This window comes from Candidatus Zixiibacteriota bacterium (genome assembly GCA_040753495.1).
Classification (GTDB): Bacteria; Zixibacteria; MSB-5A5; order GN15; family PGXB01; genus DYGG01.
This window is the reverse complement of the sequence record JBFMEF010000037.1, coordinates 12,256-25,777: the sequence shown is the minus strand read 5'-3', so window position 1 is coordinate 25,777 and position 13,522 is coordinate 12,256. Positions and strand designations below refer to the sequence as shown.

General features: G+C 51.1%; 18 protein-coding genes. 8 read left to right on the top strand and 10 right to left on the bottom strand.

Annotated features, from left to right (window positions below):
* Positions 1 to 39: 39 nt before the first annotated feature.
* The 3 genes from AB1690_02040 to AB1690_02030 form a co-directional block, all read right to left on the bottom strand.
* On the bottom strand, positions 40 to 1,359 hold the full coding sequence (locus AB1690_02040) for a glycine--tRNA ligase (GenBank protein MEW6014081.1): 1,320 nt from the start codon (positions 1,357 to 1,359) through the stop codon (positions 40 to 42).
* Positions 1,360 to 1,656: 297 nt separating this feature from the next.
* Entirely contained in the window at positions 1,657 to 2,457 is an 801-nt protein-coding gene (gene recO / locus AB1690_02035) for a DNA repair protein RecO (GenBank protein MEW6014080.1), read from the bottom strand.
* A 5-nt stretch (positions 2,458 to 2,462) separates the two neighbouring features.
* Positions 2,463 to 2,819 (bottom strand): septum formation initiator family protein, encoded by a 357-nt coding sequence (locus AB1690_02030; GenBank protein MEW6014079.1) that lies wholly within the window; start codon positions 2,817 to 2,819, stop codon positions 2,463 to 2,465.
* A 157-nt stretch (positions 2,820 to 2,976) separates the two neighbouring features.
* On the opposite strand from AB1690_02030, the gene AB1690_02025 reads away from it, so the two are divergent.
* Entirely contained in the window at positions 2,977 to 3,486 is a 510-nt protein-coding gene (locus AB1690_02025; GenBank protein ID MEW6014078.1) for a DUF6125 family protein, read from the top strand.
* Positions 3,487 to 3,597: 111 nt separating this feature from the next.
* Here the strand turns inward: AB1690_02025 and AB1690_02020 are convergent, their stop codons facing one another.
* The 4 genes from AB1690_02020 to AB1690_02005 all read right to left on the bottom strand — a co-directional run bounded on the left by AB1690_02020 (position 3,598) and on the right by AB1690_02005 (position 6,379).
* On the bottom strand, positions 3,598 to 3,816 hold the full coding sequence (locus AB1690_02020) for a heavy metal-associated domain-containing protein (protein ID MEW6014077.1): 219 nt from the start codon (positions 3,814 to 3,816) through the stop codon (positions 3,598 to 3,600).
* A 70-nt stretch (positions 3,817 to 3,886) separates the two neighbouring features.
* Complete coding sequence (locus tag AB1690_02015; GenBank protein MEW6014076.1) at positions 3,887 to 4,543, bottom strand: DUF3365 domain-containing protein; 657 nt, start codon at positions 4,541 to 4,543, stop codon at positions 3,887 to 3,889.
* A gap of 185 nt (positions 4,544 to 4,728) precedes the next feature.
* The gene (locus AB1690_02010) at positions 4,729 to 6,123 is read right to left on the bottom strand and encodes an MBL fold metallo-hydrolase (GenBank protein MEW6014075.1); all 1,395 of its coding nucleotides are present in this window, start codon (positions 6,121 to 6,123) and stop codon (positions 4,729 to 4,731) included.
* A gap of 70 nt (positions 6,124 to 6,193) precedes the next feature.
* Positions 6,194 to 6,379: a hypothetical protein gene (locus AB1690_02005; GenBank protein MEW6014074.1), complete on the bottom strand. Its 186-nt coding sequence runs from the start codon at positions 6,377 to 6,379 to the stop codon at positions 6,194 to 6,196.
* 166 nt (positions 6,380 to 6,545) lie between these two features.
* On the opposite strand from AB1690_02005, the gene AB1690_02000 reads away from it, so the two are divergent.
* From AB1690_02000 to mutM, 7 genes are all read left to right on the top strand, one after another.
* Positions 6,546 to 7,604: a mechanosensitive ion channel family protein gene (locus tag AB1690_02000; GenBank protein ID MEW6014073.1), complete on the top strand. Its 1,059-nt coding sequence runs from the start codon at positions 6,546 to 6,548 to the stop codon at positions 7,602 to 7,604.
* 50 nt (positions 7,605 to 7,654) lie between these two features.
* Positions 7,655 to 8,536 (top strand): carboxylating nicotinate-nucleotide diphosphorylase, encoded by an 882-nt coding sequence (nadC, locus tag AB1690_01995; protein ID MEW6014072.1) that lies wholly within the window; start codon positions 7,655 to 7,657, stop codon positions 8,534 to 8,536.
* A gap of 1 nt (position 8,537) precedes the next feature.
* Positions 8,538 to 9,527: a biotin--[acetyl-CoA-carboxylase] ligase gene (locus tag AB1690_01990; GenBank protein ID MEW6014071.1), complete on the top strand. Its 990-nt coding sequence runs from the start codon at positions 8,538 to 8,540 to the stop codon at positions 9,525 to 9,527.
* Between the two features lie 102 nt (positions 9,528 to 9,629).
* Positions 9,630 to 10,010: a Fe-S cluster assembly scaffold protein NifU gene (gene nifU, locus AB1690_01985; protein MEW6014070.1), complete on the top strand. Its 381-nt coding sequence runs from the start codon at positions 9,630 to 9,632 to the stop codon at positions 10,008 to 10,010.
* Positions 10,007 to 10,660 (top strand): hypothetical protein, encoded by a 654-nt coding sequence (locus AB1690_01980; GenBank protein ID MEW6014069.1) that lies wholly within the window; start codon positions 10,007 to 10,009, stop codon positions 10,658 to 10,660. The genes nifU and AB1690_01980 overlap by 4 nt, the downstream gene beginning before the upstream one ends.
* Positions 10,661 to 10,686: 26 nt before the next feature.
* The gene (locus tag AB1690_01975) at positions 10,687 to 10,893 is read left to right on the top strand and encodes a DUF1858 domain-containing protein (protein MEW6014068.1); all 207 of its coding nucleotides are present in this window, start codon (positions 10,687 to 10,689) and stop codon (positions 10,891 to 10,893) included.
* 25 nt (positions 10,894 to 10,918) lie between these two features.
* On the top strand, positions 10,919 to 11,743 hold the full coding sequence (gene mutM, locus AB1690_01970; protein ID MEW6014067.1) for a DNA-formamidopyrimidine glycosylase: 825 nt from the start codon (positions 10,919 to 10,921) through the stop codon (positions 11,741 to 11,743).
* Between the two features lie 91 nt (positions 11,744 to 11,834).
* Here the strand turns inward: mutM and AB1690_01965 are convergent, their stop codons facing one another.
* The 3 genes from AB1690_01965 to AB1690_01955 form a co-directional block, all read right to left on the bottom strand.
* Positions 11,835 to 12,326 (bottom strand): hypothetical protein, encoded by a 492-nt coding sequence (locus AB1690_01965; protein ID MEW6014066.1) that lies wholly within the window; start codon positions 12,324 to 12,326, stop codon positions 11,835 to 11,837.
* Between the two features lie 134 nt (positions 12,327 to 12,460).
* Entirely contained in the window at positions 12,461 to 12,649 is a 189-nt protein-coding gene (locus tag AB1690_01960; GenBank protein ID MEW6014065.1) for an Arc family DNA-binding protein, read from the bottom strand.
* A gap of 3 nt (positions 12,650 to 12,652) precedes the next feature.
* Positions 12,653 to 13,510 (bottom strand): SPFH domain-containing protein, encoded by an 858-nt coding sequence (locus AB1690_01955; protein ID MEW6014064.1) that lies wholly within the window; start codon positions 13,508 to 13,510, stop codon positions 12,653 to 12,655.
* Positions 13,511 to 13,522: the final 12 nt, after the last annotated feature.

Genomic DNA, 13,522 nt, shown 5'->3' with positions numbered 1-13,522 from the left:
AAATAACTCCTGGGTTTTGAAACTATGCTTACCTCTGTCCTAACCTATCTTCTTTCCTATTATATCCTCCAGCTCCGCTATCTTGTAACGCTCCTGCACCATTGTATCCCGGTCGCGAATCGTCACCGTCTCATCCTCCTTGGTCTGCCCGTCAACGGTAATGCAGAACGGACACCCGGCCTCATCCATCCGGGCGTACCGACGTCCCACCGACCCGGAATCGTCATAGAAAACCTTGAATTTTTTCTTGAGGTCATGAAAAATCTTCTCGGCAATCTCCGGCATCCCGTCCTTATTGACAAGTGGGAAGACCGCCGCTTTTATCGGCGCAATTCTGGGGGAGAAGCGAAGCACCGAGCTCTTTTCTCCTCTTGAGGAGTCCTCGTCATAGGCATCAATCAACACCGTCAGCAATGTTCTGTCGCAGCCGGCCGAGGTCTCTATGATAAAAGGGACAAATTTCTCGGTGAACCGCTGGTCAAAATAGGTCAAGTCTTTTCCGGTCGCCTGCTGATGACGCGAGAGGTCAAAGTCGGTCCGGTTATGAATCCCTTCCAGCTCTTTCCAGCCGAAAGGAAACTCATATTCGATATCGTACGCCTTTTTGGCATAATGCGCCAGTTCGCCGGGCCCATGCTCATGCCAGCGAATCTTTTCTTTCTTTATCCCCAGCTCCAGATACCAGTTCCAGCGCTGCTCCCGCCAGTACTCAAACCATTTCTCGTCTTCTGAGGGGTGGATAAAAAACTGCATCTCCATCTGCTCGAACTCGCGGGTCCGGAAAATGAAATTCCCCGGCGTAATTTCGTTGCGAAACGCCTTCCCAATCTGCGCGATTCCGAACGGAATCTTCTGCCGCGAGGAATTCTTGACATTCAGAAAATTGACATAAATTCCCTGGGCGGTTTCGGGACGGAGATAGACCACCGATGAATTATCTTCCACCGGTCCCATAAAGGTCTTGAACATCAGGTTGAACTGACGAGCGTCGGTGAGGGTCGCGTTCCCGCAGTTGGGACAATTCTTCTTCCCCGCGACATCATCGGCGCGGAAGCGGGCTTTGCAACTCTTGCAATCGACCAGCGGGTCATGAAACTCCGCCACATGTCCCGAGGTCACCCAGACCTGCGGATGCATCAGTATCGCGGCATCGAGCCCTTCGATATCATCCCGGCGGGCGGTCATCGCCTCCCACCAGAAGGTCTTGATATTCCGTTTCAGTTCCGCTCCGAGCGGGCCGTAATCCCAGCAGGAATTCAGTCCGCCGTAGATTTCGGATGAGGGAAAGACAAAACCGCGCCGTTTGCACAGCGAGACCAGCCGCTCCATCTTGTCGTCATTTGGATTTTTCTTTGCCATTCAGTATCCTATACAATAATCAATTACATTCTTCGCCGGTCGAAACCGTAGTTTCGAAATAGTCTGAACGAATTGGCGTCGTAACCTCCCGCCACTGGCGGGATTTCGAACCGGTTCTGGATTCCCGTCTTCACGGGAATGACAGTGAAGGATATTTCATATCCTCTCTCGCGCCGTCAGTCCGCCTCTGGCGGACTCTGACGGAATCGATGTCGAAACCTAAGAAGGATTTCGACCTACTCTCTTCAACTTCTCCAAAAACTTTCTCGCGCCGTCAGGAGTCTCTCCTGACGGAATTCATATTTTCGCTTTACGCAACTTCTCCAAAAACTTCAGCGACTTCAACTCCTTCGCTTCGGTCTGATACTTAAAAAACGACGTCAACAACTCCAGAATCTCATCACCATCGCCAAGGCGCACTCTTACCGCCGCCGCTTCCGCCAGCGACGCCGTCTGCAGACTATAAATCATCTCCTGATGCTCAAATTGAAGCCTAATATAATACTCTCCCATCATTTGGCAAGACGGGCAGACTATCCCGCCCCGTTCCGGCGAAAAGAGAAAGAACTCCCTTTCCGAGGCGCCGTTTTTCAGCAAGGCCGTTTCTTTTCCTCTGCCGCAAGCCACGCAGCCGGCGAAATTGGGACGATACCCCAGATAGGAGAGAGTCTTCAGAAAATAAGCGATAAAAAGCCCATATAGCCCCCCCTTTGGCGTTCTGTCGGTAAGCCGTAAGAATTGAACTGTCAGATGGTACAGCTCCGGATGCGGCTCATCCTCGGCGAGCAAATCGTTTAATATCTCCAGCGCCGCCGAGGCGAATGCCAGACGACCCAGAGTCCCCTCTTTTTCAAATGAAAACTGCTCCAGCGGCTCGACATCGGAGAGATACCCGGTCCCCGATTTTTCCGACTTGAAATACCCGATATCCAGAAGGCTGAAACTCTGCAGCCGCCCCCGTTTGCTTCTAAAAGAGCGCCCCCCCCGGTCAATTATCGACTGCCTCCCGGCGTTGTCGGTGAAAAAGGTGACAATCCGCGAGTTCTCTTTCCAGTTGACTATTTTGAGGATGATCCCTTCGGAACGAACCTGGGGCATCGGCTCTATTCAGTTATGCGATAGATTACTTCGCCGGGAAGCGACATGTTATACTTGCTGCGGGCGATATATTCCAGATACCCGATATCGTCGTGAAGTCTTCTCTTGGTGATCTCGGCATTCATCAGTTTAACCAGCAACCGATGATTAGTCGCTATTAGTTCGTTTTGCGCCTTTTTCAGTTTGTAAATCTGGATAAAGCCGCTGTTGCTGTTGAAGACGGCATAGACGATAAAGATGACGGATAATATCAGAAGCAGGCGAAACATAAGCCGCCGCATACGTTTTTCATTGTTCGACAGTCGGCTCAGGGGCGCCATATCGATACCGCCGAATTCAGTTCTCCTGCTTTTCCGCCTCATAGAGAAGAATTTATCCAAATGCCTCTTTTATGCAACAAGATTTTTTGCTAAATTCCCTCTCAACAAATGGACCGTCTCTTTAAGCCGGTTCACCTTTTGACCCAAGACGACGTCGCCGACCGACCGGCGAAAATGACTCGAAATCTGAGAGGATGGTATGAACCCTCATTTAAAATCTCTCGACCGCGAAACCCTTGAAGCGATGCTGGTCGATTTTGCCAAAAACTGGCTTGCTCACGACGGCCTCTGGTTTCAGGCGGTCGAAAGAGAATGCAGCATGGCAACCGCTATCAAGCTCGATACCGAAGCCTGGGCGGAATTCACCCGAATCGAAGCCAAGCGGATAATGGAGCGGCACAAAATCCCTCCAGGCGGCGGACTGGAGGCCCTCAAGAAAGCGCTCGGGTTCCGCCTGTACGCCTTTCTCAACGAGCAGTCTATCACCGAAGAAACTCAAAACTATTTCGTCTTCAAAATGGTCGATTGCCGTGTCCAATCGGCACGGAAGCGGAAGAACCTTCCCCTCTTCCCCTGTAAATCGGTCGGCATCGTGGAATATACCGAATTTGCCCGCGCCATCGACCCGCGCATCAAGACGGAATGTCTGGGCTGCCCTCCTGATGAGACCGACCGCGACTTCTATTGCGGCTGGCGCTTTTCGATTTGAAATTTCGAGGAAGCATTGACGAAAGTAGCTTCACCGCCGCGGCATACAAATAGCGCTGTTGAATTACTGATATATCATAATCAAGGAACCGACTTATCAAATCCGGTGACCTCATGCCCCCTCTGCCTTGTACCCTGCTTTCTTTACGGCCGCGGTCAGGGCGTCCAATGTCACATCCTCTCCCGCTTCCACCACCGCCGTGTTTGACGAAAGATGTACCTCGGCGCTCACCACCCCGGTCACTTTCTTCAGCACCCGGGTTACGGACATGGCGCAACCGTTGCAGTGCATGCCGGCGATTTTCAGAACCATTCGTTTATTTTCAGACATTTCTTCTCCAATCGTTCTCAAGCATTTACGGTCGCTGCCGCCCCATCCGCGGAGAAATTCTCAATCCCGCCTACTCCGCCAGGGTCGAGTCAGCCAGAAGTTGCTCCATATATTCTCTCCCGTCGGGCCACTTGACCTCCACCACAAACAGCCCCCGAATATCCCCTTCCTTGTAACCGACCGCCCGGTCATCAGGATAGAGTTTTTTCAGTTTTTCCGGGACGCCCGATGCCAGAGAGGCGGCATCACCATGACAGTTGAGGCAGAGTTTGCCGGTAACAATAGGGGCATAATACTGATACAAACTGTCCGGTCTGACCCAGTGACCAAAAGCCGCCGGAGTCGCTTTCCCTTCTATGATTCGGTTGAGAATTTCGGCCTCAACCGAGTCAGGGAGATTCTGGGGATTCCGATTGCGGTCGCTGACCCGTTTGATACTCCATCCGGAGTGGGCATGGGCGGCGGCGATTTTAGGGGCTTCCATCTTGCAGATATCAAGCGCCCCGACCGGCCCGCCCGCCTTCATTCCCGCCATCAGCTCCCCTTTAAGAGCCGATTGGAAGCGCTGAATGAAACGGGATGATGCTTCCGCTATCTCTGTTTGCTTCGTTTTCGCCGTAATTGCAGGGGATGAAGAATCCCTCAGTGAGGGCTGGGAGATATCGTCCGCCGCAAGCGAAGAAGAAACTCCGAAAATCACAATTGCCGCGAATAAGCTATTTTTCATATTACCTCCAGCAAAGTTTGTCCAAACCCAACTCGTTCCCGCTTTCATTGGAGAACTTAGGGTGACATTGCCATTCTTGAACTGGCCGGGTCGCCCGCCACCGACAAGCCAGCCTGGTTTCCTCCCTACCGGAACTTCCGTCGGGAATGATTCCCGACGGCGCGTTGACAGTATTCATCTTTACTCTAAATTTTATCCAGACTAAAAACATCGTCCAGTGACGGTATTACGCAGTCCCACCCTTTTTCTTCCATCAAATGCTTCGCCATCCCTTCCGACTGGGTAATCTCGCCGTGTGTCACAAACACTTTCCGCGGTTTCTTGCTGTATGATTCCAGCCAGTGCAAAATTTCATAATAGTCAGCATGCCCCGAAAGGCTTTGAATCGTAACTAACTTTGAACGCACCGGCACCAGCGTCTTATGGATATAAATCTCTTTCTCTCCATCCAGAAGTTTTCTCCCCAGCGTCCCCTCGGCCATAAAACCGACCAGCGCCACAATAACCTTAGGGTCGATGAGGCGGTTGAGCAGATGATGCAGGATTCTTCCTCCGGCAAGCATCCCGCTTGCCGAAATTATGACCGCAGGTCCGCGCAGCCGGTTTAATGTTTGGGATGATTTCTTGTCTTTATGAAAAAAGACATTGGGGCCTTTGAGCATATTGTTTTCCCCTTCCAGATTCCGGGAAGGGATAACATGGTACGATTTATATTTGGCGTAAATATCGGTCGCTTCGATTGCCATAGGGGAATCGACATGAATTTCAATTGGCGGGACAAGGTTATTGCGGGCAAGGTCATTGATAAGATAAATCAACTGCTGTGTTCGGCCGACAGCGAAGGCCGGAATCAGAAGCACCGTTTTCCGCTCCACGGTCTCCTTGATGAGATTCATAATCTCAAATGTGGGGTCTTCCGGGGGATGCATTTTCCCGCCGTAGGTCGATTCGCAGATGAGATAATCGGTTTCCGGAGGCCGGGACGGGTTGGTGGTCAGAGGATTGCCGTATCGCCCGACATCGCCAGAGAAAAAGATTGTGCGCTCTTTGGCGCCGTCATTGAGGACCATTTCGACACCGGCAGCTCCGAGGAGATGCCCGGCGTCATGGAAACGGAAACGAATCCCCGGCGGCAGGTCGAACCAGTCATCATAGCCAACGGCCTGGAAAAGACGGATAGCAGCCTCGGCATCGACATCGGTGAAAAGCGGCAGGGCTACCGGATGACTGGAGATTCTTTTCTTGTTGCGATACTCGGCATCTTCCATCTGCAGATGGGCCGTGTCAAGGAGAGCGATACTGCTCAGTTCCACCGTCGGCGGCGTACAATAAACCGGTCCCTCAAATCCGGCTTTGACCATTCGGGGCAGATATCCGACATGGTCGATATGACAATGGGTCAGGATGACAGCAGCAACTTCGGCAGGGGCAAACGGCAACGGCTCCCAGTTGCGAAGACGGAGCGCCTTGGCGCCCTGAAACATGCCGCAATCGACCAAGACTTTTTGCTCATTTACCGTCACCAGATATTTGGAGCCGGTAACAGTTCCGGCAGCGCCATGGAAAGCGACTGTTATCAATCCTCACCTCTCCGATTTTTTTGTGAAGGTAATGAAGATGACAGGTTAATGCAATTGAATATACCGCCGGTTATGATCTGGTATCGCGGTCATTTTCTTTTTTTCGGCGTCGTTTCAAATCGTATTCAAAACTCTTCTTGATATATCCCAGAAGGTCGAGCATTTCAAAGATAACCCAGCCGGCTATTATTAAGAAAAGCAGCGCAAATAAGGCCAAAAAGAGCCAGCCGAGAAAAGAGAGCAACAGAAACGGCATAACAGCGGAATATTATGCTATTTACAGGCCGATGCCAAATCCATTTTTCAAAGAGCGCAGAGTGCCTTCTGGCATTGCCCTGGAAAGACCGTTACTCCTTGACATATCGCGATAACCGTTTATTTTGCGGCAAGGTTCTTCCACGCTCACTTTATTTGGAGGAAACATGAATCCAGAACTGAAAGGACTCGAAAAATTCATTGCGCCGGCAATTACCTTCGGCGTCGCCGTACTTATCGGACTGATAATCCAGACCTTTGTCAATACTCGCCTTCGCAAGATGGTGGAGAAAACCCACTGGAAAGGGGACAATGTCATTGTCGAGGGACTCCGCGGGAAAATTATCATCTGGGCGATTATTATTGGACTATACGCCGCGCTGCCTATGCTTCATCTCTCGCCGGAATACCACGCCATCGCTCAAAAAGCTCTCCTGGTTCTGGTGATTCTGTCAGTCACTTTTGCGGCATCCTCGATTGTCAGCGGTTTCATCGGGATATACTCCTCCGAGGTCAAAGGAGAAATTTTCGCAACGTCCATATTCTCCATTCTCGCGAAGATAGTGGTGATGTCTATCGGCGTGATGATTATCCTGCAAACTCTGAATATTTCAATAACGCCGCTCCTGACTGCCCTTGGCGTCGGCGGTCTGGCGGTAGCGCTGGCGCTTCAGGATACCCTCTCCAATCTCTTCGCGGGGCTGAATATTCTGCTGGCGGGAAAACTGAAAGTCGGAGATTATGTGAAACTGGAAAACAATCAGGAGGGTTATATCACCGATATCACCTGGCGCAGCACGACCATCAGGCAGCTTTCGAATAATTTTATCATAATCCCCAATTCCAAACTGGCGACCACCATCACCACCAATTATCACCTGCCGGAGACAGAGATGTCGGTCATCGTGCAGATGGGGGTGGCGTACGACAGTGACCTGGAAAAGGTGGAAAGGGTTACGATTGAAGTAGCGCGGGAGGCGGAACGGGCGGTCGAAGGCGGCATAGCGGAGTTTGAACCGTTCATTCGGTATCATACTTTCAGCGACTCCAGTATCAACTTCAGCGTCATTTTAAGGGTTCGGGAATATGTCAATCAGTATCTTATAAAGCATGAATTTATAAAGGGGATACAGAAGAGATACAGGGAAGAGGGGATTGTCATACCGTTCCCGATTCGCACTCTCGACCTTCCCTCCGGAAGCAAAATCTCGCTGGAAAAGGAATGACGAAATGATTATAATGAAAGTCTATTTATGCAACTGGTAATCTCTATAGCATGACTGTTATCGACGACATAATCGAGCGCCAGGTGGAACTGGCTCTGATGGAAGATATCGGTCCGGGCGATATCACCACGCTCGGCTGCCTTCCTGACGGAGCGGGAAAAGGGGAGATTGTCGCCAAATCGGATGGCTTTTTAGCGGGGTTGCCGCTGGTGGAGACAGTCTTTTCCAAGCTCGACTCGAAGGTGAAAATGGAATGTCTTAAGTATGACAGCCAGCCTTTTCGGCGCGGCGATAAAATAGCGATTATTGAGGGAAACCGGCGGGCTCTTCTCACCGGCGAGCGGACGGCGCTTAATTTCCTGGGGCATCTTTCGGGAATCGCCACCTTGACATCAAAATTCGTGGAGAAATCCAGGGGAAGCGGAGTAAAGATTCTGGACACACGCAAAACGACCCCGGGATTGCGCCATCTGGAAAAGTATGCCGTTACCTGTGGAGGCGGCGAGAATCATCGCTACGGACTCTATGATATGGCGCTGGTCAAAGACAATCATATCGCCGCCGCCGGCGCGATTACCGCCGCCGTGGAAAGTCTCCGCAATTTCCTGCGGAGCCAGGAGTTCCAGGAGCAGTTTGTGACAAAGCCGGATGATATTGAAATAGAGGTGGAGGTGACCTCAGAGGCGGAACTGAAAGAGGCGCTCGCCTGCGGAATTGGCAGGCTACTGCTGGATAACCAGACCCCCGATGGCTTAAAGAAATTAGTCGATACTGCCCGGTCGCTTCAGCCAAAAGTGATTCTGGAAGCGTCAGGGAATGTTACCTTGGACAATATTGCAGCCATAGCGGCAAGCGGCGTTGATTTCATCTCTATCGGCGCCTTAACGCATTCGGCCCCGTCCTCTGATTTTTCAATGGAGTTTTCACGGTAAAATGAATCCCTTCAATCCGGAAACGACCGCCGACCGGGTTCTGATATTCTTGCGCAAGAAAATAGGCCAGCCGGTGGAGCCGAAGCGTTTGATCAAAGAACTCAAATGCTCCCCGGAAAACGTGGTGGAGGCAATAAGCGAGTTACGCAGCTGGGGGTACACCATCAAAGCTGACCGGAATGGACGATACACCCTTACGGGCATCCCCGACAGTTATCTCTCAGCAGAAATCGCCTACCATCTCGGGACCAAGATGATAGGCCGCAAGATTTATGCGTATCAGACTGTTCAATCGACTAATACCATAGCGGCGCAACTGGCGGCAATGAAAGCCCCCGAAGGAACCCTGGTGATTGCGGAACATCAGACCCGCGGGCGGGGACGGCTGGGACGGGAATGGCACTCTCCGGAAAAGGTCGGCCTCTACTGCTCGCTGATTCTTTACCCGAAAATTCACCCCACTCAGGCTCCCGGAATCTCTCTGATGACGGCGGTGGCGTTGGCGGAGACTATTAATTCATACGATGATATCGACGTCAAGATAAAATGGCCCAATGACGTTCTCATCTCCGGAATGAAAGCGGCCGGAATTCTAACAGAGCTTTCAGCTGAACTCGACCGGGTCGAATATGTGATAGTTGGAGTCGGTGTCAATCTGAATCAGAAAAGAAGCGATTTTCCGCCGGAATTGCGGGAAACGGCTACTTCCGTCCGTATCGGAACCAAAGAGAAGGTCAATCGCCGGGAATTTCTGCAAAGATTTCTGCGGAATTTTGAGAAAGAATACTTTGTCTTTCGCAAATCGGGCCTCAAAGAAGCCCGCAAGAGCCTTCTCCGATACTCCGCCCTGCTCAATCAGGAAATAAAGCTGAAAATGGGTCGTAAAACCATTACTGGCACCGTAATAGATATAGATGCCCTGGGACGATTGGTGCTTGATACGAGAGAAGGAATTATTCCTTTTAATGCCGGCGAGGTCTCGACACACTGAGTTTGTCCTCAAACCGATTGTATGTGAATTATTTCACTTGCAATCTCTTACGAAATTGTTATATTAAAGCGGATAAGTTTGATATAATTTAGAAGGTTTTATATGTATTCCGCGAAAGTTATCGAGCATTTTCAGAATCCCCGGAATGTCGGAGAGATTGAGGATGCCGACGGTGTGGGAACGGTGGGAAATGCCTCCTGCGGCGATATCATGTCAATTTATATAAAAGTGGAAAATGATATCATCACCGATATCCGATTCAAGACCTTTGGGTGTGGGGCGGCAATCGCCACCAGTTCCATAACTACGGAGCTGGTCAAGGGGCGGACAATTGCGGAAGCGGAAAGGCTGACTCGCAATCAGGTTGCGGAGGCGCTTGATGGACTTCCGCCTATCAAGATGCACTGCTCCAATCTTGCCACCGATGCTCTTCGCGCCGCCATCGAAAACTACCGCTCCCGGAAGGGCGGCAAGAACGCGTGAGAATCCGTCCGACAGCAACTTTAATTCTGTTCTTTTCGCTGCTTCTCATTCTATCCTGTATTCAAAAGGCGGAGCGTCCGGCGCGGACTGATTTCAGCCGTTACTTTCCGCTGGTGGATGGCGCTATATATCAGTACAGCGGACCACTCGGGAAGGCGGTCGTTTCCAGTCAGATTAATGACCTCTTCACGTTTACCTATTTCGACAGCGCCGGAAATATAACCGGTTGGAATGATTTTGTCCGCACCGACCATTCGGTCGGCTGGAAAAGCACTGTCAGCCGCGGCGGGAATCTTCCGGCGCTCTTTTTCGAACCGCCGATTCCGATTACCCCCTGGTCGCTGACCGTAGGCGATACTTTGCTCTTTTCGGCGGCGGAGATACGAAGCGATTCTCTCAATTCCCACCTTCGAACGCAGGCCGAACTGGAGATTATTGCTACCGAGCCGGTAACAACCCCGGCCGGAGGTTTTCAGGATTGCGTTGAAATAAGATTGTCTTTCAAGTCGCTCTATAGCCGGCAGGAGCAGTTGATTCAGGGGGACCTTTACTGGTGGTATGCAAAAGATGTCGGACTGGTGAAATATGCGTTTCCTCACGGCGCCGGTGAACTTGTCACGGCCCGGGTCGGAGGAAAAAGCTTTCCATAATCGAGATGGCGCGGGAGGAAGTGTAAGTGAAAAAGATAAATAAGGATATGACCATCGGCGAGATTATAGAACTGGTCCCGGAGGCAGGACCGCTTATCCAGAAATATTTCCATGGCGGATGCTATCAATGCCCGGCTATGAAACTGGAAACGCTGGAGATGGGGGCAATGCTTCACGGCCATGATATTGACGTCTTAATCGCCGAACTGGAAAGACTTCCGCAAAAAAAATAGCGTCCCACAATTCAAGGATTGAGGAATGCCGGAACTCCCCGAGGTTGAAACGGTCGTCCGCGGTCTGCGCCGGACAGTTCTTCATCAGACAATTGAATCGGTCTATCTGGAGCCGCCCAAAATTGCGCGGCGATATTTCGAGGGTAACCTCAAAAGTCTGGCCGGGTCCAGCTTTGTGCATATCCAGCGCCGGGGTAAAAATATCCTGATGGCGACCGACCAGGGAATGACTCTCTGGGTGCACCTTAAAATGACCGGGCATTTCTATTTTTTGCCCAAAGAAACCCCGATTGACAGACATGACCACCTTATCTTCTACTTCCGGGACAACGGTCATACACTGCGCTTCAACGATTACCGGAGATTCGGAAATATCCGGCTGATATCGACAAAAGAACTGAATCTGCAAAAAGAGCTAAAGGAATTGGGACCGGAGCCGCTGGAGATTCCTGCCGGCGACTTTATCGCCCGGTTTCGTTCGACCCATCGGATGATAAAGCCGGCTCTTCTGGACCAGACCTTTCTTGCCGGACTGGGGAATATTTATGCCGATGAGGCGTTGTACCTGGCGCGAATTCATCCCCGCCGTCTGACCGATTCCTTCTCCGCAAAAAAACTGGCTGAGCTTCATTCCGCGATTATCAGGGTGCTCCGGAAAGCGATTGACAAGATGGGGACATCGGTGGACAGTTTCGCCGGAGTTGATGGGCAACCGGGGGGATTCCAGAAATATCTTAAGGCGTATGGTCGTGAAGGGGAAAAATGCCCAAGATGCGGAGGGAGTATCCGACGAGAGAAAATAGGGAGTCGCTCGGCGCACTACTGCCCGCGCTGCCAGAAACTTCGTTAACTAAAGTGGCTTTGGATAATCATCAGGATAGAACAAAAAAAGTCAGAGTCCGATGACTCTGACTTTTTTATTGGGAAAATCGCGCCAGCCGCTATTTCGCTTCGGCTTCCCACTTAGCCAGTTCTTCACGGTTGCGCTGGCCAAACTTCTTTATCATCTCAACAATTTCCGGCTTATCAGAAGTCATCAGAACGATATCGGCGACATCGGTCTGGACATATTCCATTTTCGCGCCCGACATCATCAGCTTCCCGTAGTTTTCGCAATGACCGCACATCTGAACCTGGACTTTTCCAGCCGCCATATCTTCGCCGACCTGCTGCATCGACTTCATCGCCTCCAGATATGCCGCTTTATACTCCGGCTTTACGGTGGTGACCGCCATGACACCGTTGGAGATATCATAGTGGTTCCAGGTCATATTCTCAAGCAGCATGGTGTCTTTCACCAGGTGCTTGCAGAAGGAACAATTCGCCATATCAAACCACGGTTTCTCCGCGGCCGGTTTTTCCTGGGCGGTCGCTGCAGTCGCGACAAAAGCCAGAAGCCCCACCAACAAAAATGCAGGCTTTAATCCTTTCACAAATACTCCTTTCTTTGGAAGACCTTAATTTAGAGCTTGATTCTGCCTAATCATAAGAAATCGCCGACAGACTGTCAATCACATAGTAATTACGTCCTGCCGACCGTCTTTTAAGTAAGATTCCTGGGGGCTTTTTATGATTGTTGCCCGGAAATATTTTCATCCTTGCTTTTCGGGGAGATTCGCCCCGCTTCTTTAAGGGCTTTCCGGAGGAGAAACTCAATCTGGCCGTTGAGACTCCGAAATTCATCGTTCGCCCATTTCTGGACCAGATTGAGAGTCTCCTCATCTACCCGCAATAAAAATGACTTCCGTTCCGCCACGACTCAATGATACAATGTCCCGGTATTGACTACCGGCTGGGTTGAGGTTTCGCCGCATAAGACTACCAACAGATTGGAAACCATGGCGGCTTTTTTCTCTTCATCCAGTTCCAGTATTTTCTTGGTCGAAAGCTGCTCCAGCGCCATCTCAACCATCCCGACCGCCCCTTCGACTATCAACTGGCGGGCCGCAATGACCGCTCCGGCTTGCTGGCGGCGAAGCATCGCCTCGGCAATCTCCGGCGCATACGCCAGATGACTGATACGGGCTTCCAGCACTTCCACTCCCGCCTGCGCCAGCCGCTCCTGGATTTCTATCCGAAGTTGGTCCGATATTATTGCCGTGTGACCCCGCAGGGAAACGCGCTCGTCGTGGTGAGTGTCATACGGATGTTGAGTGGCAAGATTACGGACCGCCGCTTCACTCTGGATTTTTACAAATTCCTCATAATTGTCAACCTGAAAACAGGCCTCGGCGGTATCGACCACTTTCCAGACTACAATGGCGCCGATCTCTACCGGATTGCCGTCGACGTCGTTTACCTTGAGACGGTTAGTTTCAAAGTTGCGGACACGAAGAGATATCCGCCGCTTGGTATAAAGCGGATTTGCCCAGCGAAGTCCCGGCTCTTTGGCGGTCCCATTGTACTTGCCAAACAGCTGCAACACCCGCCCTTCGTTGGGATTGATAAAGAATAGTCCGGTCAAAAAAAAGATATCCAGCACCAGCAGTACGGTGAAGACAATCTTGAGCCAGGGGACAAGAATGATTATTCCGGCGATGAAAAAGAGACCAAGAAAAAAGAAGGTGATGAATGGTCCCCATCCGGAAATGGCTTTGCGTTCTTTTTCTTTTAGCATTTAGTTTACCTC

What these genes read in the sequence shown, in the direction of transcription:
- AB1690_02015 (MEW6014076.1), bottom strand. Translation starts at nt 4,543, where the DNA reads ATGAAAAATAGCTTATTCGCGGCAATTGTGATTTTCGGAGTTTCTTCT.
- AB1690_02005 (MEW6014074.1), bottom strand. Translation starts at nt 6,379, where the DNA reads ATGCCGTTTCTGTTGCTCTCTTTTCTCGGCTGGCTCTTTTTGGCCTTA.
- AB1690_01990 (MEW6014071.1), top strand. Translation starts at nt 8,538, where the DNA reads ATGAATCCCTTCAATCCGGAAACGACCGCCGACCGGGTTCTGATATTC.
- AB1690_02000 (MEW6014073.1), top strand. Translation starts at nt 6,546, where the DNA reads ATGAATCCAGAACTGAAAGGACTCGAAAAATTCATTGCGCCGGCAATT.
- mutM (MEW6014067.1), top strand. Translation starts at nt 10,919, where the DNA reads ATGCCGGAACTCCCCGAGGTTGAAACGGTCGTCCGCGGTCTGCGCCGG.
- nifU (MEW6014070.1), top strand. Translation starts at nt 9,630, where the DNA reads ATGTATTCCGCGAAAGTTATCGAGCATTTTCAGAATCCCCGGAATGTC.
- AB1690_02040 (MEW6014081.1), bottom strand. Translation starts at nt 1,359, where the DNA reads ATGGCAAAGAAAAATCCAAATGACGACAAGATGGAGCGGCTGGTCTCG.
- recO (MEW6014080.1), bottom strand. Translation starts at nt 2,457, where the DNA reads ATGCCCCAGGTTCGTTCCGAAGGGATCATCCTCAAAATAGTCAACTGG.
- AB1690_02030 (MEW6014079.1), bottom strand. Translation starts at nt 2,819, where the DNA reads ATGAGGCGGAAAAGCAGGAGAACTGAATTCGGCGGTATCGATATGGCG.
- nadC (MEW6014072.1), top strand. Translation starts at nt 7,655, where the DNA reads ATGACTGTTATCGACGACATAATCGAGCGCCAGGTGGAACTGGCTCTG.
- AB1690_01955 (MEW6014064.1), bottom strand. Translation starts at nt 13,510, where the DNA reads ATGCTAAAAGAAAAAGAACGCAAAGCCATTTCCGGATGGGGACCATTC.
- AB1690_02025 (MEW6014078.1), top strand. Translation starts at nt 2,977, where the DNA reads ATGAACCCTCATTTAAAATCTCTCGACCGCGAAACCCTTGAAGCGATG.
- AB1690_02020 (MEW6014077.1), bottom strand. Translation starts at nt 3,816, where the DNA reads ATGTCTGAAAATAAACGAATGGTTCTGAAAATCGCCGGCATGCACTGC.